Annotated in this window: 20 protein-coding genes; 5 read left to right on the plus strand and 15 right to left on the minus strand. The window is 65.9% G+C overall.

The window, feature by feature from the left end:
- Positions 1-95: 95 nt before the first annotated feature.
- The 5 genes from N5C28_RS20135 to N5C28_RS20155 form a co-directional block, all read right to left on the minus strand.
- Complete coding sequence (locus N5C28_RS20135) at positions 96-3,173, minus strand: error-prone DNA polymerase (protein WP_279825031.1); 3,078 nt, start codon at positions 3,171-3,173, stop codon at positions 96-98.
- On the minus strand, positions 3,170-4,582 hold the full coding sequence (locus N5C28_RS20140; protein ID WP_279825033.1) for a DNA polymerase Y family protein: 1,413 nt from the start codon (positions 4,580-4,582) through the stop codon (positions 3,170-3,172). The genes N5C28_RS20135 and N5C28_RS20140 overlap by 4 nt, the downstream gene beginning before the upstream one ends.
- Before the next feature lie 3 nt (positions 4,583-4,585).
- Positions 4,586-5,203, minus strand: coding sequence for a translesion DNA synthesis-associated protein ImuA (gene imuA / locus N5C28_RS20145; protein ID WP_279825034.1), 618 nt, complete (start codon positions 5,201-5,203; stop codon positions 4,586-4,588).
- Positions 5,204-5,376: 173 nt separating this feature from the next.
- On the minus strand, positions 5,377-6,783 hold the full coding sequence (locus tag N5C28_RS20150) for a PLP-dependent aminotransferase family protein (protein ID WP_279825035.1): 1,407 nt from the start codon (positions 6,781-6,783) through the stop codon (positions 5,377-5,379).
- A 9-nt stretch (positions 6,784-6,792) separates the two neighbouring features.
- A complete protein-coding gene (locus tag N5C28_RS20155; RefSeq protein WP_279825036.1) occupies positions 6,793-7,668 on the minus strand; it encodes an AraC family transcriptional regulator in 876 nt (291 codons plus the stop codon).
- Between the two features lie 230 nt (positions 7,669-7,898).
- On the opposite strand from N5C28_RS20155, the gene N5C28_RS20160 reads away from it, so the two are divergent.
- The 3 genes from N5C28_RS20160 to N5C28_RS20170 all read left to right on the plus strand — a co-directional run bounded on the left by N5C28_RS20160 (position 7,899) and on the right by N5C28_RS20170 (position 11,349).
- Entirely contained in the window at positions 7,899-8,936 is a 1,038-nt protein-coding gene (locus N5C28_RS20160; RefSeq protein ID WP_279825080.1) for a TlpA disulfide reductase family protein, read from the plus strand.
- Positions 8,937-8,993: 57 nt separating this feature from the next.
- Entirely contained in the window at positions 8,994-11,009 is a 2,016-nt protein-coding gene (locus N5C28_RS20165; RefSeq protein ID WP_279825038.1) for a protein-disulfide reductase DsbD domain-containing protein, read from the plus strand.
- A gap of 97 nt (positions 11,010-11,106) precedes the next feature.
- Positions 11,107-11,349 carry a hypothetical protein gene (locus N5C28_RS20170; protein WP_279825040.1) on the plus strand — a complete coding sequence of 81 codons (243 nt, stop codon included), beginning with the start codon at positions 11,107-11,109 and terminating at the stop codon, positions 11,347-11,349.
- Positions 11,350-11,401: 52 nt separating this feature from the next.
- Here the strand turns inward: N5C28_RS20170 and N5C28_RS20175 are convergent, their stop codons facing one another.
- The 7 genes from N5C28_RS20175 to N5C28_RS20205 all read right to left on the minus strand — a co-directional run bounded on the left by N5C28_RS20175 (position 11,402) and on the right by N5C28_RS20205 (position 17,169).
- On the minus strand, positions 11,402-11,698 hold the full coding sequence (locus N5C28_RS20175) for a LasR-specific antiactivator QslA (RefSeq protein ID WP_279825042.1): 297 nt from the start codon (positions 11,696-11,698) through the stop codon (positions 11,402-11,404).
- On the minus strand, positions 11,679-11,933 hold the full coding sequence (locus tag N5C28_RS20180; RefSeq protein ID WP_279825044.1) for a hypothetical protein: 255 nt from the start codon (positions 11,931-11,933) through the stop codon (positions 11,679-11,681). The genes N5C28_RS20175 and N5C28_RS20180 overlap by 20 nt, the downstream gene beginning before the upstream one ends.
- 487 nt (positions 11,934-12,420) lie before the next feature.
- Entirely contained in the window at positions 12,421-12,684 is a 264-nt protein-coding gene (locus N5C28_RS20185; RefSeq protein WP_279825045.1) for a hypothetical protein, read from the minus strand.
- A 53-nt stretch (positions 12,685-12,737) separates the two neighbouring features.
- The gene (locus N5C28_RS20190; RefSeq protein ID WP_279825046.1) at positions 12,738-13,226 is read right to left on the minus strand and encodes a phosphatidylglycerophosphatase A; all 489 of its coding nucleotides are present in this window, start codon (positions 13,224-13,226) and stop codon (positions 12,738-12,740) included.
- A gap of 149 nt (positions 13,227-13,375) precedes the next feature.
- Positions 13,376-14,392 carry a hemolysin family protein gene (locus N5C28_RS20195; protein WP_279825047.1) on the minus strand — a complete coding sequence of 339 codons (1,017 nt, stop codon included), beginning with the start codon at positions 14,390-14,392 and terminating at the stop codon, positions 13,376-13,378.
- Complete coding sequence (locus tag N5C28_RS20200) at positions 14,389-15,765, minus strand: hemolysin family protein (protein WP_279825048.1); 1,377 nt, start codon at positions 15,763-15,765, stop codon at positions 14,389-14,391. Before N5C28_RS20200 ends, N5C28_RS20195 begins: the two co-directional genes overlap by 4 nt.
- 174 nt (positions 15,766-15,939) lie before the next feature.
- Positions 15,940-17,169 carry a nitrite reductase gene (locus tag N5C28_RS20205; protein WP_279825049.1) on the minus strand — a complete coding sequence of 410 codons (1,230 nt, stop codon included), beginning with the start codon at positions 17,167-17,169 and terminating at the stop codon, positions 15,940-15,942.
- Positions 17,170-17,381: 212 nt separating this feature from the next.
- On the opposite strand from N5C28_RS20205, the gene N5C28_RS20210 reads away from it, so the two are divergent.
- Positions 17,382-17,795 carry a hypothetical protein gene (locus N5C28_RS20210; protein ID WP_279825050.1) on the plus strand — a complete coding sequence of 138 codons (414 nt, stop codon included), beginning with the start codon at positions 17,382-17,384 and terminating at the stop codon, positions 17,793-17,795.
- 36 nt (positions 17,796-17,831) lie between these two features.
- Positions 17,832-18,269, plus strand: a complete 438-nt coding sequence (locus tag N5C28_RS20215) for a GNAT family N-acetyltransferase (protein WP_279825052.1) — start codon at positions 17,832-17,834, stop codon at positions 18,267-18,269.
- A gap of 39 nt (positions 18,270-18,308) precedes the next feature.
- Here the strand turns inward: N5C28_RS20215 and N5C28_RS20220 are convergent, their stop codons facing one another.
- The 3 genes from N5C28_RS20220 to N5C28_RS20230 form a co-directional block, all read right to left on the minus strand.
- Positions 18,309-18,833, minus strand: a complete 525-nt coding sequence (locus N5C28_RS20220) for an EF-hand domain-containing protein (RefSeq protein WP_279825053.1) — start codon at positions 18,831-18,833, stop codon at positions 18,309-18,311.
- 563 nt (positions 18,834-19,396) lie between these two features.
- Entirely contained in the window at positions 19,397-20,782 is a 1,386-nt protein-coding gene (gene cysS, locus N5C28_RS20225; protein WP_279825055.1) for a cysteine--tRNA ligase, read from the minus strand.
- The gene (locus tag N5C28_RS20230; RefSeq protein ID WP_279825056.1) at positions 20,783-22,450 is read right to left on the minus strand and encodes a glutamine--tRNA ligase/YqeY domain fusion protein; all 1,668 of its coding nucleotides are present in this window, start codon (positions 22,448-22,450) and stop codon (positions 20,783-20,785) included. It lies immediately after the preceding gene.
- Positions 22,451-22,729: the final 279 nt, after the last annotated feature.

Here is a 22,729-nt window from a genome sequence, read left to right on the forward strand (position 1 = left end):
ATCCGTAGGGTGGATGTCGCTTTTTACATCCACCATGGCGTCGCCACGGTGAATCGGCGAAACCGCGATCCTCCCCCACCCTGCGGCAAGCCGACTCAGTGGAAATCCCGGCTGCGCACGGTCAGCCCGGTCAGCAGTGGCGTCAGGTCGTTCAGACGACCAGCAATGATATGGCGCACCCCGGCTTCGGATTCCAAGTGGCCATCCACCTCCAGCAACTGAGCCTCCAGCAGCACCCGGCGCTGACGCTGGGCCAGGTCGTGCCAGACCACCACGTTGACCATGCCGTATTCGTCTTCCAGGGTCACGAAGGTCACGCCGCTGGCGGTCTGCGGGCGTTGGCGGCCCACCACCAGGCCGGCTACGCGCACGTTGCGCCCATGGCCGACCGTGGCCAGCAAGGCCGAGCTGCGGCAGCGCCGCTCGCCCAGTTTCGGGCGCAGCAACGCCAGCGGGTGTGGCCCCAGGGTGGTGCCCAGGGTGAAGTAGTCGGTCTGCAGGTCTTCGCCCACCGTGGGCGCCGGGAGGTGCGCCCGGTGGTCATCTTCGAGCGGCAGTTGGGCGAACAGCGGCGGCTGCACCTCGACCCCCGCCACTGCCCAGCGCGCCTCGTGGCGGTTGCCGGTGAGCGGGCGCAAGGCGTTGGCATCGGCCAGCCGCTCCCGGGCCCGGGCATCCAGCGCGGCGCGGCGGCACAGGTCGCCGATGCTGGTGAAGGCCTGAGCCTGGCGCGCCTGTTCGATCCGCCGGCCTTCCTCTTCCTGCAGCCCGCGGACCATGCGCAGCCCCAGGCGGATGGCGAGCTGTTCGCCGTCGCCGGGCTCCAGGGAGCAGTCCCACTCACTCTGCGTCACGTCCACCGGGCGCACTTCGATCCGGTGGCGTCGGGCGTCCTGGAGGATCTGGTCGGGGCTGTAGAAGCCCATGGGCCAGCTGTTGATCAGCGCACAGGCATAGGCCGCCGGTTCGTGGCACTTGAGCCAGCAGCTGGCGTAGGTCAGCAGCGCGAAGCTGGCGGCGTGGGACTCGGGGAAGCCGTAGCTGCCGAAGCCCTTGATCTGCTCGAAGATGCGCGCGGCGAAGTCGGCGCTGTAGCCCCGTTCCAGCATGCCATCGGCCAGGCGCTTGCGGTGCGGTTCCAGGTCGCCGTGGCGCTTCCAGGCGGCCATGGAGCGGCGCAACTGGTCGGCCTCGCCGGGGGTGTAGCCGGCGGCGATCACCGCCAGTTCCATGACCTGTTCCTGGAACAGCGGCACGCCCAGGGTGCGCTCGAACACGGGCTTCAGTTCTTCCGAGGGATAGGTCACGGCCTCCTCGCCGTTACGCCGGCGCAGGTAAGGGTGCACCATGTCACCCTGGATCGGCCCCGGGCGGACGATGGCCACCTCGATCACAAGGTCGTAGAAAGTATTTGGTTTCAGCCGAGGCAGCATGGCCATCTGCGCCCGGGATTCGATCTGGAACACGCCAATGGTGTCAGCACGACTGATCATGGCGTAGGTCTGCGGGTCTTCAGCGGGAATGGTCGCCAGGGTCAGGTCGCGGCCCCGGTAGCGGCGCAGCAGGTCGAAGGTGCGGCGCAAGGCGCTGAGCATGCCCAGGGCGAGGATATCGACCTTGAGCAGGCCCACCAGGTCGAGGTCGTCCTTGTCCCACTGGATGATGGTGCGCTCGTCCATGGCCGCGTTCTCCACCGGCACCAGGGTGTCCAGGGGCTGCTCGGAGATCACGAAACCGCCGGGGTGCTGGGACAGGTGCCGGGGAAAGCCGATCAGTTGCCCGGTCAGGGTCAGCACCCGGTGCAGCACCGGGCTGTCCGGGTCGAACCCCGCCTCTTCCAGGCGTTCGCGCGGCGGGATGGTGTCGCTCCAGCGGCCGCAGCAGTCGGCCAGGGCATTGACCTGGTCCGGTGGCAGACCCAGGGCCTTGGCCACATCGCGCACGGCACCGGTGGCGTGGTAGGTGCTGACCACCGCGGTCAGCGCCGCCCGCCCCCGGCCATACCGCTGGAACACGTACTGCAACACTTCCTCGCGGCGCTCGTGCTCGAAGTCCACGTCGATATCCGGCGGCTCGTTGCGCTCCCGGGAGATGAAACGCTCGAACAGCATCTTCCTCTCCGACGGGTCGAGTTCGGTGATGCCCAGGGCAAAGCAGACCGTCGAGTTGGCGGCAGAGCCACGCCCCTGACAGAGGATGTGACGGCTACGGGCGAAGCGGACGATGTCGTGGACCGTAAGGAAGTAGCTTTCGTAGCCCAGGTCGCTGATCACGCCCAGCTCGTATTCCACCAGCTCCCGAGCCTTGTCGGGCGCCCCCTTCGCCCAGCGCCAGCGCATGCCCTCTTCCGTCAGGTGCCGCAGCCAGGACGCCGGTGTGTGCCCTTCGGGCACCAGTTCACGGGGGTATTCGTACTTCAACTGCTTCAGGTCGAAGGTGCAGCGCTGGGCAATGTGCAGCGATTCGGCGAGCAGCTCGGCCGGGTAGAGATCGGCCAGGGCCTGGGGCGTGCGCAGGTGCCGCTCACCATTGGGGAACAGGCGGTGCCCGGCGTCGCTCACCGGCAGGTGGTGGCGGATCGCGGTCATGGTGTCTTGCAGGGCGCGCCGGCCGCGGGCGTGCATGTGCACGTCACCTGTGGCCACCTGCGGCAGGTCCAAACGCAGCGCCAGGTCCTGCAACGCGGCAAGGCGCTGCTGGTCATCCGGCCCCCGGTGCAGCTCCACCGCCAGCCACAGCCGTTGCGGGAAACGCGCCCGCAGCCACTCGCCGTGAGCAGCATTCGGCTGCCGCTCGGGCAACCAGAGGGCCAGCAGCCCCTCCAGCGGCTCGTCGAAATCCTCGCGCAGCACGCAGTATTCGCCCTTGGGTGCCCGGCGCCGGGCTCGGGTGATAAGCCGGCACAACACCTGGTAACCGGGCAGGTTCTCCACCAGCAGCACCAGGCGCGGGCCGTTTTCCACTTGCAGCTCGCTGCCGACGATCAGCGGCACCTGGTGATCCATTGCGGCCTGCCAGGCGCGGACGATGCCTGCCAGGGTGCATTCGTCGGTGATCGCCAGGGCCGCGTAACCCAGCTGGCGTGCCCGCTCGAACAGCTCGGCGGCGCTGGAGGCGCCCCGCTGAAAGCTGAAATTGGACAGGCAATGCAGCTCGGCATAAACGGCGCTCATGCGAACCAGCCGTGCAGGTAGAAGCCTTCGTCATCGCCCACCGGCCGGTACACCCAGGCGCGCTGGCCTTCCGGGGTTTCGGCCAGGTAATAGTCGCGTCGCACGTCGTGGCCGTCCCACCAGCCGGACTCGATGCGCTCGGGGCCGGCCAGCAGCCGAGGCCGACCGCGCCAGGGCTGAGGCTCCTGCAAGAGCCAGCCGGGGCGCAGACTGGGGTCGAGGGGTGACAGCACCTTGCCTGTCTCGAGCGCCTGCCAGGCATGCTCGGGGCGGTGATCGGCCTGGGCCCACAAACCGTGCACGGCTTCATCGCCCAGGCGCGCCCGCAGGCGCTCGCGCAGTTGCTCCCAGGGCATGGATTGCTGCGGCCGCTCATCGAACAGCTGCCGGTGCTCCGGCACGAAGCGCGGCAGGTCCCGGGCCGTCAGGCGGATCGCCCGTACCGGTGCGATCACCTGCACCTGTTCCAGCCGTCCACGGGCCAGTTCGAACAGCATGCCCGGCTCGCGCTCGGCACTGAGCAGGCCCACCGGCACCTGGCTGTCGGCCCCGTCGACATGCTCCAGGTGCAGGGTGAAGCGCTGCACGCCGCTGTCACGGCCGGCGAGAAAGGCCCCCAGGTCGGCCGTCAACCGACGCAGGGGGAACAGCAGCGCCTGGTGCGACTCGACATCGAAATTCAGCTCGATGCGCACGTCGAACTCATCGGGTGGCGTATAGAAATCCAGCGCCAGGGCACGGTCCCCCAGCAAGGTGTCGAGGTGCAGCAGCACCTCGGCGGGAAAGCGTCGCGCCAGGCCGTTGCGCGGCAACGCCAGCACCTGCTGCAGGGTGCGCACGCCCATGCGGGTAAAGGCAGTGGTCACCTCCGGCGGCAAGCCGGCCCGGGCCACCGGCAATTGCCCGAGCAACTCGCGCATGCTCGGCCGGTCCGCGACCGCCAGACCATCGTGGGCGTTGGCCAGTACCCGCGCCGCCATGGCCGTGGGCGCCACCACGATGCGGTGGCGAAAGCCCAGGGCCGTCAGTTCTTCGCGCAGCCGCGCTTCGAACCGTGGCCAGGGGCCGAACAGACCGAAGCAGGATTCCACTTCCATCAGCAGCGTTCGCGGGTAATGCAGGCTGACGTGGGAGCTGAAGCGGTAGCCCCAGGCCGCCAGGAACTGCTGGCTGCGCTCGATCTGGGCCGCGTCGTATTCATGCTGGGCGAAATCCCGGGTCAAGGCATGGGCCGCCGCCAGGGATTGCCCCGGGCGCAGCCCCAGCTCGCGTGCGGCCTCATTCACCGCCTTGAGCACACGCCGCTGCGGCGTACCCGTGACCAGCACCAGGGGCGCATCCGGTGTGGCGCAACTGCGCAGCACGGCGTCCAGCGCCAACTGGGGGAACAGCACACAGGCCCAGCGCATGGGTCAATGCACCGCTGTCAGTTGCAGTGGCGCTGCCGGCGGCAAGCCACCCCGGCACTTGAGGATGCGCACCTGGGCCGGGCCGGCATCCAGGGCGATGCGCAGCGCCGCCGGGGATGGGTTGAGCGCCGCCGACGCCGGGCGGTAGGCGAAGGCCAGGGTCTGCCCTGTTTCCGCCGCCATCTGCAGGCGGCGCAAGGCCCGGTCATCCGCGTCGGGCAACCAGCACAGCACCGCGCCACAGCTGCCCGAGCGCAGGCACTGCTCGGCTGCCCACAAGGCATCGCGCCCACTCGCCTCGACGATCGCCAGGCGCTGCAGGGCCACGCCAGCCGCCTGCCAGGCCGGCGCGTAGGGCACATGGGGCGGCGCCACCAGCACCACCCGCTCGCCGCTGTGGGTCAGACGGGCCAGGGTCGGCCACAGCAGGTTCAGCTCACCGATGCCGTCGGCGGCCACCAGCACCTCGGTCAGCGCCCCATCCGGCCACCCGGCGGCCGGCAAGGCAGCATCCAGAGCGGCATGCCCGGTGGCCTGGGTGCTGGCCGGCGCAACGGTCGCACGCCCTTTCCAGACCCGCCGTGCATCCAGCAGGCTGTCCAGGGCAACCACGGCGCCCATTACGGCAAGCCCGCTGTGGGGCGGCGTACAGGGCTCCCCCCTGGTTTTGCAGCATGTGGGAAAAGAATCAGGCACGTCACGAACGGAACACTCAAAAATACTGTATGCATAAACAGTATATCGAGCAGCCGTTTTCTTCAATGCCTTCAAGACTGGCGGCAGCCTTGGCGCATTCAGGCTTCGTCGATGAGCCCCAGGAGTTGGTCGCACGCCTGGTCAACATTGTGCTCCTGAACATTGGGTATCCCCAGCAGCAAGCCTGATCTGGCCTGCTCGGGTTCGGCATACCAGACGCTCAGGGGCGCCGGCGCCAGGCCGATCTCCAGGGCCTGCCGGGCGATGCGCTCATCGTCCTGGCCGTCCGCCAGCGGCAGGAGCAATGCCAGGCCAGCCATGGCGTCCCGGGTGCCGTGGGCGCTCAACACCCCGTGCAGCAGCCCCAGGCGGGCGGCGTAGAGCCGTTTCATTCGCCGCAGATGCCGCAGGTAGTGGCCGCTCTTGATGAACGCGGCCAGCGCCAGTTGGGTCGCCATGGCCGGCGCCGGTGCCAGCACGGCAGCCGCATCCACGAAGCGATTGGCCAGTGCGGCGGGTACCACCATGAAGCCCAGGCGCAACGACGGGCTGATGGTCTTGCTGAACGTGCCGATGTGGATCACCCGCCCGTCCCGGTCCAGCGAGGCCAGTGCCGGCGCGGCCTTGCCCGCCAGTTGCAGTTCGCTGAGGTAATCGTCCTCGATGATCCAGCTGTCGCTGCGCGCGGCCCACTCCAGCAAGGCGTGGCGGCGCGCCAGGGACAGGGTCATGCCCAGCGGTGCCTGCTGCCCGGCCGTGACCACGGCCAGCGCGGCCCGGGGCGCCCTGGCGATGCCCTGCTCGACCTTCAGTCCCTGTTCGTCGACCTCGACCGGCACGGGCCGCAGGCCCGCCTGCTTCAGGGCGATGCGGGCCAACGGGTACCCCGGCTCCTCGAACCAGGCATCGGCGTTGCGCAGCGGCAACCCGTGCAGCGCCAGGCCCAGGGCGCCGGCATAGCCGCTGGTCAGCAGAATCTGGTCGGGCGAACACACCAGCCCGCGCGCGACTGCCAGGTAGGCGGCGATCTCTACCCGCAGGGCCCGTTCGCCACGCGGGTCCGGGTAATTGGTCGGGCTGCTGGCGGCCTGGCGGGCGGCACCAATCGCCATGCGGCTCCAGAGCGTGTACGGAAACGCGTCCTGCGCCGGCACCCCCACCTGGAACACCAGGGGCGCGCTGCCGAACGCCTGCACGAAAAATCCCGGCAACGGCGCGCGCAGGCCCGACGCTTCGCCTTCGCCCTGGCGGGCCGGCAGGTGCTCGCACACATAGGTGCCCGCCGCGCCCCGCGCCACCAGCAGCTGTTCGTCGATCAGGCGTTCATAGGCCGCACGCACGGTACCCCGCGCCACCCCCAGTTGCGCCGCCAGATCGCGCCAGGATGGCATGCGCGCCCCGGCATACAACTGCCCGTCGCGGATAGCGGTCGCGATGCCGAGGCGTATTTGCTCGATCAGCGAAGGCCCTGCCTGGCGATTGAGCTCGATCCGCACCTTATCCACGCGGCGTACTCATGCCGGCGCGTCCTGAGGCACGACACGCGCTTCGATCTGCACGGTCTCCTCGCGGGTGGCCTGTTTCAGCCATTCGGCCGGCGGCAACCCGATGTGCTGCACAAAGGTGCGGCTGAAGGCAGCCTGAGAGCCGTAGCCCACCGCATCGGCGACGATCTTGATCGGCACGCTGTCGCGCAGCAGATCCTGCGCGACCTTCATCCGCCAAGCCGTGAGGTAGGCCATGGGCGACATGCCCATGATTCGCGAGAAATGCGCAGAGAACTTGGAGCGTGACATCGAGGCCAGCGCCGCCAACTGCTCGACGCTCCAGGGCTCCTCCGGGGCGTTGTGCACGCTGCGCAGCACCTCGCCCAGGCGCCGGTCCTGCAGGGCGAACAGCAGCCCGCCGGAGAGTTTTTCCTGCTCGACCGCGCGCCGTACCAGCAGGATGAACAGGTACTCGAACAACAGGTTGAGCGCCTTGCTGCGCCCCGGTGCCTGGTCGGCGAACTCACCGGCCAGGGCCGTGATCGCCGGCACCAGCGTGTGCAGCGCACTCAGCGGGAAGATGAGGGTTTCGGTAAGGCCCAGGGGAAAGGCCTGCATCGACTGGCGGCCGAACTGGAAGGACGCACAGATCAGGTTCGCGCCCTGCTCGGTGCTGGCACGCAACTGGTAGCGGCAGCTGCTCGGGCAGAACAGCACGCTCGGCTCGGTCACCGAAATCGTCGGCACCCCTGGCTGCACCAGGTCGAGCCCGCCGCGTTCGATCACATGGATGAAGGCCATGCCCGGCGGCTTGTCGAGCAACAGCGTGCCGTCCACCTGGCCCGCGAAAAACAGCCGGCCCTGCAGGTTGGTGCGTTCGAAAAACTCGGAAAGAATGTCCATGAGCCCGCCGATCGATCGTCCGTTGCCGCGTGAAAGCACGCCTTGATGCCAGGCGCATGGGCCGGCACTGAATCGCGATGGTACAGGCGAGCGTGCCATTCTTGGCACTTTTTATTACACCGTCGATCCCTGATGATGGCGCCTGTTTTTACGCCGGCGGCCGTCGTTCGATCGAGCGCGAGCCGCGCATGCCCTGCACGCTGACTGAAAGGAAACCCTCCGTGCCACTCATGACATGCCTGACCCGGCTGGCCTGCCTGCTCACACTCCTCGGGACCTGCCACCTCGCCCACGCCGAAGACGCCAGCATCGATGAAGGCGAACGCCGCGCCCAGCAAGCCGGCGCCTCGCTGATCGGCAAACCCGCGCCGCAGGCCCGGCTCACGACCATCGACGGCGAAACGCTCGACCTGTCGCAGCTGTACGGCAAGAAGCCGGTCTACCTCAAGTTCTGGGCCACCTGGTGCGTGCCGTGCCGGCAGCAGATGCCGGGCTTCGAGGCGGTTCAACAGTCGCTGGGCGACGACATCCAGGTCATCGCGGTGAACACCGGCTTCAGCGACGACATCGAGTCGATCCGCGCCTACCGCAAGGAACTGGGGTTGACCATGCCCATCGTCGTCGACGATGGCAGCCTGGCCGCCGCGCTCAACCTGCGTGTCACCCCGCAGCATGTGTTGATCGGTCGAGACGGGCGCATCGCCCACGTTGGCCACCTGGACGACCCTCAGTTGCACGCGGCCCTGGAGCGTGTGCGCGCAGCGGCCGACACCACGGTCGCCAGCAAGGTGGACGACACCGCCGACCCGGCGCAAACCTTCAAGGTCGGTGACCAGGTGAACGGCCTGCGCCTGACCACGCTCAAGGGCGATGAGGTCGCGCTCGGCCAGGGCAATGGCCAAGCGCGGGCCCTGGTGTTCTTCGCCCCCTGGTGTGAGCCTTACCTGGCCGAAAGCCGCCCGCAGACCTCCCAGGCCTGCCAGCGCGTGCGCGAGGATGTCGAGCGCCTGGCCGACCAGCATGACCTCGACTGGCTCGGCATCTCCTCCGGCCTCTGGACCTCCCAGCAAGACCTGCAGGACTACCAGGCCTCCACCGGCACGCAACTGCCCCTGGCCCTGGATGAAGACGACGCGTTGTTCCGTGCCTTTGGCGTGCGCGACATCCCCAGTGTCGTGCTGCTCGATGCCCAGGGCCGTGTTGCCCGCGTGCTCGGCCCGCAAGACACGCAACTGGCCGAGGCCCTGAAGGCCATCACCCACCGCTGAAAACACGGTAGCGGCTCCCTGCCGCTACCGGTTCCGTTCAATCCACCAAGGCCCTCCATGTCCATTCGGCTGCTGACCGCCCTGCTGCTCACCCTGTTCGCCGGCCCAATCGCCTGGGCGCAAGGCATGCCCGGTAGCGACGAAACGCTCATCGCCACCTCGCTGGTGGCGCACAGCAAAACGCCCGCGGCAGGCCAGACCACTACCCTGGCCATTGTCATGGAGCCACAGGGCGACTGGCACGGGTACTGGAAGCAACCGGGCGATGCGGGCCTGGCGCCACGGCTGACCTGGCACCTGCCCGAAGGCGTCAGCGCAGGCGAGCCGGCCTACCCCGTGCCGCAGACGCTGCTGATCGATGGGTTGATGAATCATGTCTACGAACACCCCTACGCGCTGCTGGTCCCCCTTGAGGTGGCGGCCAACCTGCCGCATGGGCAGCCGCTGCCCATCCGCCTGGACATGGCCTACCTCGCCTGCCGCCACGATGCCTGCGTGCCGGAACGCGCCAGCCTCGAACTGCAACTGACCGTCGGCCAAGGCCAGCCCGACGACACCGTGCGCGACGCATTTGCTACCTGGCGCCAGGCCCTGCCCCGGCCGCTGGGCAGTCCGGCGCATTTTCAGGTCGAGAACGACGTGTTTCGTCTGAGCATCCCGCTGCCGGCCGCGCAGGCAATCGAAGCGCCCCACCTGTTCGCCCTCACCCCGGGCGCCATCGACCATGCCGCCGAGCAGCGCATCAGCCGCGACGGCGACCTGTTGATCATCGAGACTGCCGCCGGTAAACAGCGCCCCGATTCGTTCGACGCCGTGCTCGCCCTGGGCAACGGACTCGGCCTGGAACTGCATGCCACCCCGCAAACGGCATCGGCCAGCGACACCCTCGGCCTGACGCTCGTGGCCCTGGCTGGCGCTGTACTCGGCGGCGTGCTGCTCAACCTGATGCCCTGCGTGTTCCCCATTCTCAGCCTCAAGGCCCTGAGCATCGCCCGGGCCAACAGCAGCGCTGGCACTGCCCACCGTGAGGCGCTGGCCTACACCGGCGGCGTGGTACTGGTCTGCGTCGCGCTCGGTGCCCTGCTGCTGGCCCTGCGTGCGGGCGGCTCGCAACTGGGCTGGGCCTTCCAGCTGCAAGACCCGCGCGTGATCCTCGTGCTGCTGCTCCTGACCAGCGCCATCGCGCTCAACCTGGCGGGGCTGTTCGAACTGTCGTCGGTCGATGTCGGTGGCGAACTGGCCGCCAGCAAAGGCAGCCGGGGCGCCTTCTGGACCGGCGCACTGGCCGCCTTCGTGGCAACGCCCTGCAGCGGGCCGTTCATGGCTGCGGCGCTGGGCACCGCCCTGGTGCTGCCGCCGGTTGCCGCCATGCTGGTGTTCGCCGGCCTTGGCATCGGCATCGCCTTGCCGTTCCTGTTGCTGGGGTTCATCCCGCCCTTGCGCCGCCGCCTGCCCAAGCCCGGCCCCTGGATGACGACCCTGCGCCATGTCCTCGCCGTACCGATGTTCCTCACCGCCCTGGCCCTGACCTGGGTGCTCAGCCAGCAGGTCGGCAGCACCGCGCTGGTGGTGGGTATCGGCTGCACCCTGCTGCTGGGCTTGGGCCTGTGGGCATGCGGCCTTCGCCAGCGTGCGCTCAAGTCGCGCGCCTGGCTGCCGGCAGCCTTGGCGGGGGTACTGGCACTGGGTATCGGCCTGGCCCAGGACATCACCCCGCCCGCCTCGGCAATCCCAGCCGAACACCAGCCCTTCGACGAAACCCGCCTGAACGCGCTGCGCCAGGGCGAGCAAGCGGTCTTCGTGTATTTCACGGCCGACTGGTGCGTGACCTGCAAAGTCAACGAACAGGTCGCCATCCAGCGTGACGAAACCCACCGCGCTTTCCAGGACGCCAACGTCGTCGTGATGCGCGGCGACTGGACCCGCGGCGATGCAGCCATCACCGCCTTTCTCGAACGCCACGGCCGCTCTGGCGTGCCGCTGTATCTGTGGTACCACCCGGGCCAAGCCGAACCCCAGGTGCTGCCGCAGCTACTGAGCCCCGGGCTGCTGAGCGAGCTGTCGCGGCGCTGAACAGCCAGGCGCAAAGCTTGAACTCTCGGCGCTCTGCTTACTCTGCACTCTAGAGGCCCGAGACCGTCGGGCGTTGTACAGGGTCAAGGAGAACAGCATGAGCAACCGACCAGCCAAGACCGACGACAAGACCGTCATCCCCAAGGGCGCCAAGCCCAAAAAGGACCACGTCGACAGCGACGAGCAACTGGAACACCCCAACCCCGCCACCGAGGCGGTCGACAAGGTCATCACCCCGACCTCGATCAAGAAAAAGGAACGCCAGGCCGAGGCCATCGAAGCCGAAACAGCCAAGGTTAAAAAGTCGCTGGAGAAAGGCGGCAAAAAGCACGACGCCTGATCGCGCCACCGCCATTGCCACAGGGCGCCCGCCAGGCGAGCGCCCTTTTCGGCTACAGCCGCAGCGCCGTTTGCCGCGCCTGGTGGTTACCACCCAGTGGCGAACACAGGCGTTGGTGCACCCGGCTCAAGAAACCCACCTCGAACGCCCGCCGCTCCACACCGGTGGGCAGCGCATCGCGCTCGACAATCAGGTTGGCCCACAGCCAGCCGGAACCGTCGCTGTTCAGCCAGGCGCTGGCACAGGCTACGCCCTCACTGAACGCCTGCTGGCAATCCTGCGGCCAGCCGATCGAGGCGCCGGCGTGGCCGTCATGGCTGAGCAAGTGGCTATTGAAGGGCTTTGGCATGGCGCGCCCTCCCTTCGGCCTGCGCCAGCGCGCGGCCATAGAACGCCGAGACATCCCTGAGCAGCTCGCCAGCGGCCAGGCACACATCCGCCGTATTAGCAGAACCTGCCGGCGCTTGAGCCAGAGCCTCCAGCAGTTTGTGCAGCGTTGCCACACGCAGCTCGGCCCGAGCCTGTAATCGGCAGCCTTTGTTCGTACGGGGTTTAGCGTTGAGAGCGATTGCATCATTCGGCATGGAACACCTCCAGGCTGGAGGTTGATGACGCAGCAGACAGCCCAAGGTGGAGCCCTTGGGTAAAAGGGGGGAAATGCATAATCCATATGCTCCTTGGTTCATTTAAGGAGCCGTCACCCATCCTTCTCACGGGAATTGGGTGGCGGACCGTACAAGGGTGAGAAACCGGGAACCAAGGAAACCGGCCAGGCCGAAGCCTGCCTCGCACGGCCCGCCATAGATGCACGAGAAAACAGCAGGCACAAAAAAAGCGCCTGCTCTCGGCTATAGCGCTGTCGCGCCCTGGTTTCCTCGGGTTCTCACACCCGGCCGCGGGATTGACCGCGACGGGTGGACTTTAGCGTGAGGGTGGTTGGGGGTGCAAGGGTTGAGGCGTTGAGCCTGATGGCTCGGGGGTCGTGATGGCTGAAGCTGCGTGCACTTGTTGCGGCTATACCGGCAGAACCTTTGGCTGTGCCGGTGAGAAAACCAGGCTCCCCCGCTTCTCTTATTCCACGGGCCGCTCAAGCCCTCTCAGTGCGATGCGTCGCCAGGTTTCATCATCCGGGTCCAACTCAGGGTGAGCCTGGATGGCCGCATGCAACGTAGCGCTGAAAATCGAGCCCATCACCCTTCCGACGGAGCGTTTGAGGTCTGCATGGGCATCTTCCGGCAGGTGCCGCAGGGCTTCCGCCAACCCTTCATTGAGCGCGGCAGCCGCCTGGATACCCGCATCGCGCAACGCTTCGGCGGCTGGGAAAGGTAGTGACATGAGCAGCTCCTTGGGATGTACGGCATCGATGCGAGATTTTCCGGTGCGGCGGCTCAGGGACATTCCTGCGTTTTTCGCCTGAACCTGCGCCACAGTGCATTGCCAATGGCGATCAAAACCCAGGTGTAAAGGGCTGCCATGAGGTCATCCAGCACGATACCCAGGCCGCCACCGACGGACTCGGCGAGGTTTATCGGCGGCAGTTTGAGGATATCGAACATGCGAAACAGCAGGAACGCCGTCACCAGCATCCAGGGGCAATTCACCAGGGCGAGCCCCAGCACGGAAACGGGAAACACCAGGAACTCATCCGCTACGATCCGCGGCGCATCCCCACTGCCCTGCCACAGCGACGCCCAGTGGCAGAGCGCTACGGCGACCATCAGCAGCAGGGCCATGATGAGGACTTGCCGCAGCGGGCGCTGAGTCAGCAATAGCCAAGCCAGGGGTAAGCCAAGCAACGAGCCGAGGGTGCCCGGCATGAATGGCGACAGCCCGAGGCCAAAGCCAGTCGCTGCCAGTGCAACCATGGTCTCCATCATGGAAATCCGAAGCCCTTCTCGTCCCTGTCAACCGGCTCAACGAACCGGAAGACGCGTTATTTGTCACCTGGAGCAGCGACCTTTCGCCGTTTTCCGAGCGAGCCGCCAGGCCCTAAACAGGTCCCGGCGGGTGCATGGAATGGCTTGGATCACGCAGCGGTTGCAACAGGCAGTATGCGTTCGAGTATGTCAGCGAGCGTGACGACACCCTTCATGTGCCCGTTACTCATGACCACGGCCAGCTGCACACTCGATTTACGCATGAGCGCCAGGGATTCATACACCGGCGTCTTGGCGTCCAGGATGAATGCCTTGCGGGCGACTTCCCGGACAGGCCGGGTATCCGGTTCAAGCAGCGTGTCACGCAGATGAGCGACCAGCGGCGGCCTGTCATCGTCGCTCAGGATCAGAATGCGCAGGTGTCCCGATCGAGCCGCGGCGGCACGCATGTCGGCCACCGAGGCACCGAATGTGACATGCACCGGAACGGAATCCGCCGTCAGCAGCGCCTCGATCGGCAAGGACCCCAGATCGATAAGGCTGGAAATCTGCTGCTGCAGGTCGGGTTTGAGCGTTCCGACTTCAGCGGAGTGTTCGACGAGCTTGCGAATGGTGGCGACGTCTCGTCCGCCGACCGCTGCACTCTCGACGGGCTCGACACCGGAGGCCCTTACCAAGCTGTTCGCAATCTGGTTTACCCAACGCATCAGCGGGCGCAGCGGCCAAATGTAGGCGCGTGAGATCAGCCCCACGGCAAGCGCGGATCGTTCCGGGTGGGCGATGGCCCATGATTTCGGTGCCATCTCGCCGACGACCAGATGCAGAAAGGTCACGGCAAAAAGCGCGAGCGCGAAGGAGGCGCCACCTGCCGCCCACTCGGGCATGCCCCAGGCGATCAGCAACGGGCCGAGCCAGTTGTCGACGGCAGGTTTGGTCACGGCCCCCAGGGCGAACGTGCAGAACGTGATGCCAAGCTGGGCGCCGGCGAGCATCAGAGTCAGGTCGTTCATGCCGCGCAAGGCTGCGCGGGCCGACAGGCTGGTCGAGGCGCGCTCCTCGAGGCGGTGCCGCCTGGCACCGAGCAATGCGAACTCGATGATGACGAAAATGGCACTGAGGACGATCAGGGCTGTAGTGACCCCTGTGATGATCAGAGGATCGTTCATTGCTCTTCCTCCCGCTGCATGGTCTCAACGAGCGTGACACGTACCTGGGTCGGGACATACCGCTCAACGCGCAGTACCTCGATCAGCAACTGGCGCTCCACCGACAGCTCAGACACAAGCTCTGCGGGGCTTTCAGGCAGCGTGATCGTCACGATGTCGCCTTCGGCAGGCAAGGCGCCAAGCTCGGCGATCAGCAGGCCGGCGATCGTCTCGACCTCCTCGCGCGGCAGGCTGTGGCCGAGCGCACGCTCGACCTCGTCCAGGTGCACGTCGCCCTCCATGGTCCAGACGCCATCGCCTCCAGGAATGACCGGCTCGCCGCCTTCTTCATCATGCTCATCCGTGATTTCGCCGACGATTTCCTCGGCAAGGTCCTCAAGTGTCAGCACGCCAACGAAACTACCGTATTCATCGATGACGCAAGCCAGCTGGTTATCGGTCTGAATCAGTTCGGCAAGTGCATCGGGCAGCGCCATGAGCGTGGGAACGACGATGGCCGGTCGCATCACCGACTCGACGGTTTCCTCGGCATCGCCGGCGGACAGGCGCATGAGCACGTCCATCAATTGAACGACGCCAACAGGCGTGTCTTCATGGATCACCGGGTAGCGGGTATGCCCACCATCGGCCATGAGCTCCCGCAGCTTGAGCAGTGTCGTATCAGGCGTAAGCCAGTCGACGCGTGAGCGGGGAATCATGGCGTGCTCAACGTCCCGCTGGGGAAAATCGAGGATTCGATCCAGCATCAGCGAAAGTTCTACGGGAAGGTCTCCACTGTCTCGCGAATCGGAGATGATGTGCGGCAGATCGTCGGCCGAGACACTGACATCCAGGTCATGGACCGGCTCGATGCGCAGCATCCGCAAGAACAGGTTGGCTGATTTGTCGAACAGCCCGATCAACCAGCCGAATACCGTCAGGTAAATGAGTGTCGAGCGGGCCAGCCCCCTGGCCATCGGCTCGGCATTGGCAATGGCCAGGTTCTTCGGATAGAGCTCGCCGAAGATCATTTGAATGATCGTGGCAGTCAGCAGCGCAAGCAGCGTACCGACGGTTACCCCGACCTCGGGCGCAATACCCACCCCGCCCAACAGCACACCGAGGGACTTGCCCACCAGCGGCTCAGCCACGAAGCCCACCAGCAGGCCGGTCACCGTGATGCCAAGCTGGGCCCCCGACAGCATGAAGCTGGTTCGTTTGGTGACTTCCAGCGCGCGCCTGGCGGACGCGTCGCCATCGGCGGCCAGGACGGCGAGTCGCGTGCGGTCGACGGCCATGTAGGCGAATTCCTGGGCGACGAAATAGCCATTGGCCGCAATGATCGCCAGGATGACGAGTGTGCCGAACAGAAGCGTGAGGGTCGGTTCGATCACCGTATCACCTCATCAGGTTTCGTTTCAGGTGTGCATCTACAACTGCCAGAGCATGATGTGTCCACGATAGATCCGACGTGAAAAAGGCCTTCTATCATAATTCCTCTGTCGGACATGGCCATGCCGACAATCGATACGAGAAAATTCAGATGGCCGTGAAACGAAGCGCCGGCATCACTCCTCCCGCGGCTCCGCCTCCCTGCACAACTCAACGTCATGCCTCATCACCACCCGCCGAATCTCCCCGTTAGCGAAGAACGGCACCTCCGGGCAGAGCCGTGTTCCTTCTGGCATGGAGGTTGGCTTCCACTCCACCTGTTCGGTGCGCAGCAGGGTTGTGCCGTCGGGTTTCCAGATGTCGATGTAGGTGCGTTCCGTGAATGACGGCGAGCCGCTGTCGCACTCTTTCAGGTCGATTCCGTGCAGGTTGAGACCGGTGTCGGTTTGTTCGACGCGGCTGGGGAAGATGATGGCGCCGTTGTCGTAGTCGGGCGTGATGTAGCAGTAGCGGCGTTCCTGACCAATCAGCACGGGCAGCAGGTAGCTGCTGCGGGTATCGACTTCGACCACGTCATCGCCCTGCCAGCGGTAGGTGGTCACGCCGTGTTCGCAGCAGCTGGAGCGCCAGGCCGTCCAGATGATCTTGTGCACCGGGTCGAAGCTTGGCGAGGTGATGTCTTGCAGGCCTTGCGGTGCGTCCTTGTACAGGCCGGTCTCGGGGTCGTACAGCCAGGTCTGGTGCGGGATGTTCGGCCCGGCCGGCAGGAACAGCGCCAGGGTCAGGTCGGGCCAGCCGTCGAAGTTGGCGTCGATCGCCTCGGGGATGTAGATGCCGCAGCTGCCCTGGGAGTCGGTCGGCAGGGTCTGGACGAGTTGGCCGTCCTTGTAGAGACGGATGGCCGAGACATGGGGCGGATGACAGTCGTCGTCATTGGCGGGCAGCGCATCGGCCACCAGGCGCATTTCATAGGGGATGGCCTTGGCTTCGTCTGCCACCACCGTGAGGTTGACCGGCAGCGTGCGGCGGCCATCGGGGGCGGTCCAGGTGCCGGTCAGGGCGGTGTCGGCCAGCGCCAGGCGCCAGTGGCCGGTAACGGTTTCGCTGTTGCGGGCGCTGATGTCCCGCTCGAACAGCTGGACGTGCGCCCCTTCCATTTCGCCGCGCAATTGCAGCAGGTAGCGCTTGGCGTTGGTGCAGGGCTGGTAACAGTAGCTGCCGGAGAAGTTATCGCCCTCGCGGCGCAGCGATACCTCGACCTGTTTGCTGCCGAGGGTGCCTGTCCACTGCCGTGCCCAGACCAGGAATTCGACGGTCGGCTCCCCCGCCACCGCTGGGAGCGCTTGCAGGCTGGCCAGGATCAGCGCGAGCGCTTGGGCAAATTGACGGATCGTGACGACACGCATGGCACCTTCCTTGATAGCGAATGGAACACCGCCGAATCCATGGCTCGGCCAGGCGTGATAATGCCAAAGAAACGGCCCGGGCAGATCACGATTGCTGCGTAGTTTTGCCAAAGAAACGCGGCGGGCCTTCTGGCGTTTTCGCGGCCTGGCCACTATAGACAGAGTGGTCGACCTGGCCAAACGTGCCCGTTCATGATTCGGAGCCTTCTCGCATGCCACCCGCCTTGCGCCCCCTGCCCCTGCATCTGCTCGTCATCGCCCTGGCGCTGGGCACACTTGCCGCCGCCAATGGGGTGTTCATGCTGGCAGACCCTGTAACCTGGTACGCGCGGATTCCCGGCGTGATCGAAACCGGGCTGTACAACGCGCATTTCATCCGCGATATCGGTCTGGTCTATTGCATGGTTGGGGCGGTGTTCGTGCTGGGCGCCCTGCATCGCCCAGCCAGCCTGCCACTGTGGGGATGTGCCACGCTGTGGCTGAGCGGGCATGCCGCGCTGCATATCTGGGAGGTGGCCGTGGGCATCTGCGCGCCCACGGCTTTGCTGCGGGATTTTCCGGCGGTCACCCTGCCCGCCTTGCTGGGGCTTTATCTCAGCCTGTGGGCCTACCGCGCACAACGCTAGAATGCGCGATCCCAAGCCGACCGCAGGACGCTACCGATGAACGAACACGACGCCTACACCCTGCTCCTGGCCACCCCGTCGGTGGAGACCTACCGGATGTTGCGCCGCGAAACGGGGCTGAGCCCGAAAACCGAAGAAGCGGCCAGCCGAGGCTTGCCGGCCAGCCTGTTCGCGGTGCAGGTGTTGTATCAGGGAAGCCCGGTGGGCATGGGTCGGGTGATTGGTGATGGCGGCTGCTTTTACCAGGTCACGGACATTGCCGTGTTGCCGGCGCACCAGGGCAAGGGCCTGGCCAAGCGGATAATGCAGGCGATCCGCGAGTACCTGGACGAACACGCGCCGGAAAGCGCCTATGTCAGCCTGTTGGCCGATGGCGAGGCGCATCATCTGTATGCGCAGTTCGGCTTTGCCCCTACCGCGCCGGCCTCGATCGGCATGGCGTACCGGGCAACTGGCAGGAAGGCCGCGCAGTAAGAAGGGAAAACCCTCCCCGCAGGGAGGGTGAACGGCGGATCAGTCCTTGGCCTTGCTCATTTTGGTGAAGAGCTCGGTGGGGACTTTCTTGCCGTTGGCGGTGAACTGGTTGGTGCGGTAGGTGTAGACCTCGGCCTCGGACAGGTAACCGTCGTGGTTGCTGTCGATGGCTTCGAATTCCTTGGTCTGCGTTGGCGCCACGGCCAGGAATTCCTTGAGCGAGACGCGGCCGTCGTGGTCGGTGTCGGTACGGGCGAAGGAGGCATCGCCACACTTGCCCTCCCCGCATTTGCCCTCACCGGCCTTGGCACTGGCTTCGTCGGCGCCGCATTTACCTTCCCCGCACTTGCCCTCGCCCGCCTTGGTGCCGGCTTCATCGGCACCGCACTTGCCTTCACCACATTTACCTTCGCCGCATTTGCCTTCACCGGCCTTGTCCGCCGACGCCAGTTGGTAGCCTTGCGGCAGGTCTTGCATGGCGAAGGCCGTGCTGGCCATGTTCAGGCCGCCGACCAGGGTCATGGCGATCAGTCCGATACGGGTTTTATTCGATACGTGGGACATGGTGTTCTCCATTGGCTGCGCGAGGTCGCGCTTGCTTGTCGATGAGGTCAACCCCGACCCTGGCGCCGCCGTGTCGAGCGGCGATTGCGTTGTGTGTCGGAGTGGGCTCATTGGGCCTTTGCGATGTATCCGCGACGTGTCGGGCGGCGGGCGCATTTGTATGCCAGCCCATCGAAACCCGGCCCTGGATACAGAGGGATACACCGGACTAATGGTGAGAGGTGTCAAATGCCGGGCGTTTGGGGTGGTGGCTGCGGGTTTGGCGGGATGGCCTATGGGGGTGGTGGCTGCCCCGGGTGTCGCTGCGCTCGACCCAGGCTACGCGCTGCGGTGCCCCTGTAGGAGCGGCTGGGCGGCAATCCGATTGCCTGCGAGCTTCAGCGGTTTTTGGGTTATAGCGAGGGCTTGCGGCTGAAGCCCCTCCTACGGAGTGTGGTATGTCTGCGTTTCGTAGCCTGGGTTGAGCAACGCGATACCCGGGGCCCTCACCCAAAATCACTCGCCCACAAAAAAGCCCGCTGTTTGGCAGCGGGCTTTTCCGTTTCACACCTGTGGCGAGCCGGTTACTCGGCCAGGCGCCAGGTGGTGCCGCCCTTGCCGTCTTCCAGCACCACGCCCATGGCGGTGAGCTGGTCGCGGATGCGGTCGGACTCCGCCCAGTTCTTGTCGGCACGGGCCTGCAGGCGCGCGGCGATCAGGGCGTCGACTTCGGCCGCATCGACCTTGCCGGCGGCACCGGCTTGCAGGAAGGCATCCGGCTCCAGTTGCAGCACGCCGAGCACGCTGGCCAGCGATTTGAGCTGGGCCGCCAGGCCGGCAGCGACCTGGACGTCCGACTCGCGCAGGCGGTTGACCTCGCGGATCATCTCGAACAGCACGGCGCAGGCTTCCGGCGAGTTGAAGTCGTCGTCCATGGCGGCGCCGAAACGCTCGACGAACGCCTCGCCACCGGCCGGTGCCGCTTCCGGCAAGCCCTTGAGGCCATTGTAGAAGCGCTCCAGAGCGCCCTTGGCTTCCTTGAGGCTCTCTTCGGAGTAGTTGATCGGGCTGCGGTAGTGGCTGGACACCAGCAGGTAGCGCACCACTTCGGGGTGGTACTTCTCCAGCACTTCGCGGATGGTGAAGAAGTTGCCCAGGCTTTTGGACATTTTCTCGCCGTCCACGCGCACCGCGCCGGCGTGCATCCAGGCATTGGCGTAGAGCTTGCCGGTGGCGGCCTCGCTCTGGGCGATCTCGTTCTCGTGGTGCGGGAACACCAGGTCCGGGCCGCCGCCGTGGATGTCGAAGGTCTCACCCAGGCAGCAGGTGGACATCACCGAGCACTCGATGTGCCAGCCCGGCCGGCCGGCGCCCCAGGGCGACTCCCAGCTCGGCTCGCCGGGCTTGACGCCCTTCCACAGCACGAAGTCCAGCGGGTCTTCCTTGGCTTCGTCGACCTCGATGCGGGCACCGATCTTCAGGTCTTCGATCTTCTTGCGCGACAGCTTGCCGTAGCCGACGAACTTGCCGACGCGGTAGTACACGTCGCCATTGCCCGGCGCATAGGCGAAGCCCTTGTCGATCAGGGTCTGGATCATCGCGTGCATGCCGGCGATGTGGCCGGTGGCACGCGGCTCGAGGTCCGGGCGCAGCACGGACAGGCGCGCTTCGTCTTCGTGCATGGCGGCGATCATACGATCGACCAGCGCCTCGAACGGCTCGCCGTTCTCGTTGGCGCGGCGGATGATCTTGTCGTCGATGTCGGTGATGTTGCGCACGTAGGTCACGTCATAGCCGCGCTGACGCAGCCAGCGGGTGACCACGTCGAAGGCGACCATCACCCGAGCGTGGCCGATGTGGCAGAAGTCGTACACGGTCATGCCGCATACGTACATGCGCACCTGGTTGTCGACCAGTGGCTTGAACGGTTCTTTGACCTTGGTGAGCGTGTTGTAAATGCTGAGTGCCATTTACTGACCCCACGAATCGCGCAGGGTGACGGTGCGGTTGAACACCGGCTTGCCTGGCTGCGAATCCTTCAGGTCGGCCACGAAGTAGCCTTCACGCTCGAACTGGAAGCGCTCTTCCGCTGCGGCATTGGCCAGCGACGGCTCGGCGCGGCAGCCGGTGAGCACCACCAGCGAGTTGGGGTTGATGTTGTCGAGGAAGCTGCCGCCCTCTTCGTCCTTCTCCGGGTTGGCGGAGCGGAACAGGCGGTCGTACAGGCGCACTTCGCACTCGACGCTCTCGGCAGCCGGCACCCAGTGGATCACGCCCTTGACCTTGCGGCCTTCGGGGTTCTTGCCCAGGGTGTTTTCGTCGTAGGAGCAGCGCAGCTCGACGATGTTGCCGGCGGCATCCTTGATGGCCTCGTCGGCGCGGATCACGTAGCTGCCGCGCAGGCGCACTTCACCACCCGGGATCAGGCGCTTGAAGCCGTCCGGCGGGGTTTCTTCGAAGTCGCTGGCGTCGATGTAGATCTCGCGGCTGAACGGCAGCACGCGCACGCCCATGTCCTGCTTGGGGTGGCGCGGCAGTTCGAGGTTCTCGACCTGGCCTTCCGGGTAGTTGGTGATGACCACCTTGAGCGGCTTGAGCACGCACATGGCACGGGCGGCGTTGGCGTCCAGGTCTTCGCGGATGGCGAACTCCAGCATGCCGATGTCCACCACGCCACCGGCGCGGTTGACGCCGATCATGTCGCAGAAGGTGCGGATCGAGGCCGGTGTGTAACCGCGGCGACGGTAGCCGGACAGGGTCGACATGCGCGGGTCGTCCCAGCCGCTGACGTGCTTCTCATCGACCAGTTGCTTGAGCTTGCGCTTGCTGGTGATGGTGTAGTTCAGGTTCAGGCGGGCGAATTCGTACTGGCGCGGCTGGGCCGGGACCGGCAGGTTGGCCAGGAACCACTCGTACAGCGGGCGATGGTCTTCGAACTCCAGGGTGCAGATGGAGTGCGTGATGCCTTCGATGGCGTCCGACTGGCCGTGGGTGAAGTCGTAGCTCGGGTAGATGCACCACTTGTCACCGGTCTGGTGGTGATGGGCATGGCGAATGCGGTACAGGATCGGGTCGCGCAGGTTGATGTTCGGCGAGGCCATGTCGACCTTGGCACGCAGCGAACGGGCGCCGTCCGGGAATTCACCGGCTTTCATGCGGGCGAACAGGTCCAGGTTCTCTTCCACCGAGCGCTCGCGGAACGGGCTGTTCTTGCCCGGTTCGGTGAGGCTGCCGCGGTAGGCGCGCATTTCTTCGGCGTTGAGGTCGCAGACGAACGCCTTGCCGGCCTTGATCAGCTCGACGGCCCAGGCGTGCAGCTGGTCGAAGTAGTTGGAGGCGTAACGCTCCTCGCCAGCCCACTGGAAGCCCAGCCACTGCACGTCGCTCTTGATGGCGTCGATGTATTCCTGGTCTTCCTTGGCCGGGTTGGTGTCATCGAAACGCAGGTTGCACTCACCACCGAATTCCTTGGCCAGGCCGAAATTCAGGCAGATCGACTTGGCGTGACCGATGTGCAGGTAGCCGTTGGGCTCCGGCGGGAAGCGGGTAATGATCTTGGCGTGCTTGCCGGCGTCCAGGTCGGCCTGGACGATGGGGCGAAGGAAGTTCGTGGCGGCGACAGCTTCTGGCTTGCTCATGGGGTCCTTAAAACATGTGCTGGGCGCGGCTTGGAGCCCGTTCACTCCGATGTGGACGGGCTCTCAGGGTAGGCCGACTTTTACAAAGCGCTTATCATAGCCGAAGCTGTCAAGCCCCTGACAGCGGGCTGCGGCAAAACTCCTGCCAGATGGTTCACGCCAAAGCGGCTCGAATTACGCGCGGACTCGCGTAAACTGCGTCTCCCTGACGGTCCGGGCCCGGCTCATCGATTGCCGCCCCGCCCGCCCAGACTTCGATTTTCCGACAGAGCGATTACT

Origin of the sequence: Pseudomonas sp. GD03944, assembly GCF_029839275.1 — a bacterium.
Lineage (GTDB): Bacteria > Pseudomonadota > Gammaproteobacteria > Pseudomonadales > Pseudomonadaceae > Aquipseudomonas.

Bases quoted from the DNA above. Each gene is read 5' to 3' on its own strand.
- N5C28_RS20135 (WP_279825031.1), bottom strand. From the start codon at position 3,173: ATGAGCGCCGTTTATGCCGAGCTGCATTGCCTGTCCAATTTCAGCTTT.
- N5C28_RS20140 (WP_279825033.1), bottom strand. From the start codon at position 4,582: ATGCGCTGGGCCTGTGTGCTGTTCCCCCAGTTGGCGCTGGACGCCGTG.
- imuA (WP_279825034.1), bottom strand. From the start codon at position 5,203: ATGGGCGCCGTGGTTGCCCTGGACAGCCTGCTGGATGCACGGCGGGTC.
- N5C28_RS20155 (WP_279825036.1), bottom strand. From the start codon at position 7,668: ATGGACATTCTTTCCGAGTTTTTCGAACGCACCAACCTGCAGGGCCGG.
- N5C28_RS20160 (WP_279825080.1), top strand. From the start codon at position 7,899: ATGACATGCCTGACCCGGCTGGCCTGCCTGCTCACACTCCTCGGGACC.
- N5C28_RS20165 (WP_279825038.1), top strand. From the start codon at position 8,994: ATGTCCATTCGGCTGCTGACCGCCCTGCTGCTCACCCTGTTCGCCGGC.
- N5C28_RS20170 (WP_279825040.1), top strand. From the start codon at position 11,107: ATGAGCAACCGACCAGCCAAGACCGACGACAAGACCGTCATCCCCAAG.
- N5C28_RS20175 (WP_279825042.1), bottom strand. From the start codon at position 11,698: ATGCCAAAGCCCTTCAATAGCCACTTGCTCAGCCATGACGGCCACGCC.
- N5C28_RS20180 (WP_279825044.1), bottom strand. From the start codon at position 11,933: ATGCCGAATGATGCAATCGCTCTCAACGCTAAACCCCGTACGAACAAA.
- N5C28_RS20185 (WP_279825045.1), bottom strand. From the start codon at position 12,684: ATGTCACTACCTTTCCCAGCCGCCGAAGCGTTGCGCGATGCGGGTATC.
- N5C28_RS20190 (WP_279825046.1), bottom strand. From the start codon at position 13,226: ATGATGGAGACCATGGTTGCACTGGCAGCGACTGGCTTTGGCCTCGGG.
- N5C28_RS20195 (WP_279825047.1), bottom strand. From the start codon at position 14,392: ATGAACGATCCTCTGATCATCACAGGGGTCACTACAGCCCTGATCGTC.
- N5C28_RS20205 (WP_279825049.1), bottom strand. From the start codon at position 17,169: ATGCGTGTCGTCACGATCCGTCAATTTGCCCAAGCGCTCGCGCTGATC.
- N5C28_RS20210 (WP_279825050.1), top strand. From the start codon at position 17,382: ATGCCACCCGCCTTGCGCCCCCTGCCCCTGCATCTGCTCGTCATCGCC.
- N5C28_RS20215 (WP_279825052.1), top strand. From the start codon at position 17,832: ATGAACGAACACGACGCCTACACCCTGCTCCTGGCCACCCCGTCGGTG.
- N5C28_RS20220 (WP_279825053.1), bottom strand. From the start codon at position 18,833: ATGTCCCACGTATCGAATAAAACCCGTATCGGACTGATCGCCATGACC.
- cysS (WP_279825055.1), bottom strand. From the start codon at position 20,782: ATGGCACTCAGCATTTACAACACGCTCACCAAGGTCAAAGAACCGTTC.
- N5C28_RS20230 (WP_279825056.1), bottom strand. From the start codon at position 22,450: ATGAGCAAGCCAGAAGCTGTCGCCGCCACGAACTTCCTTCGCCCCATC.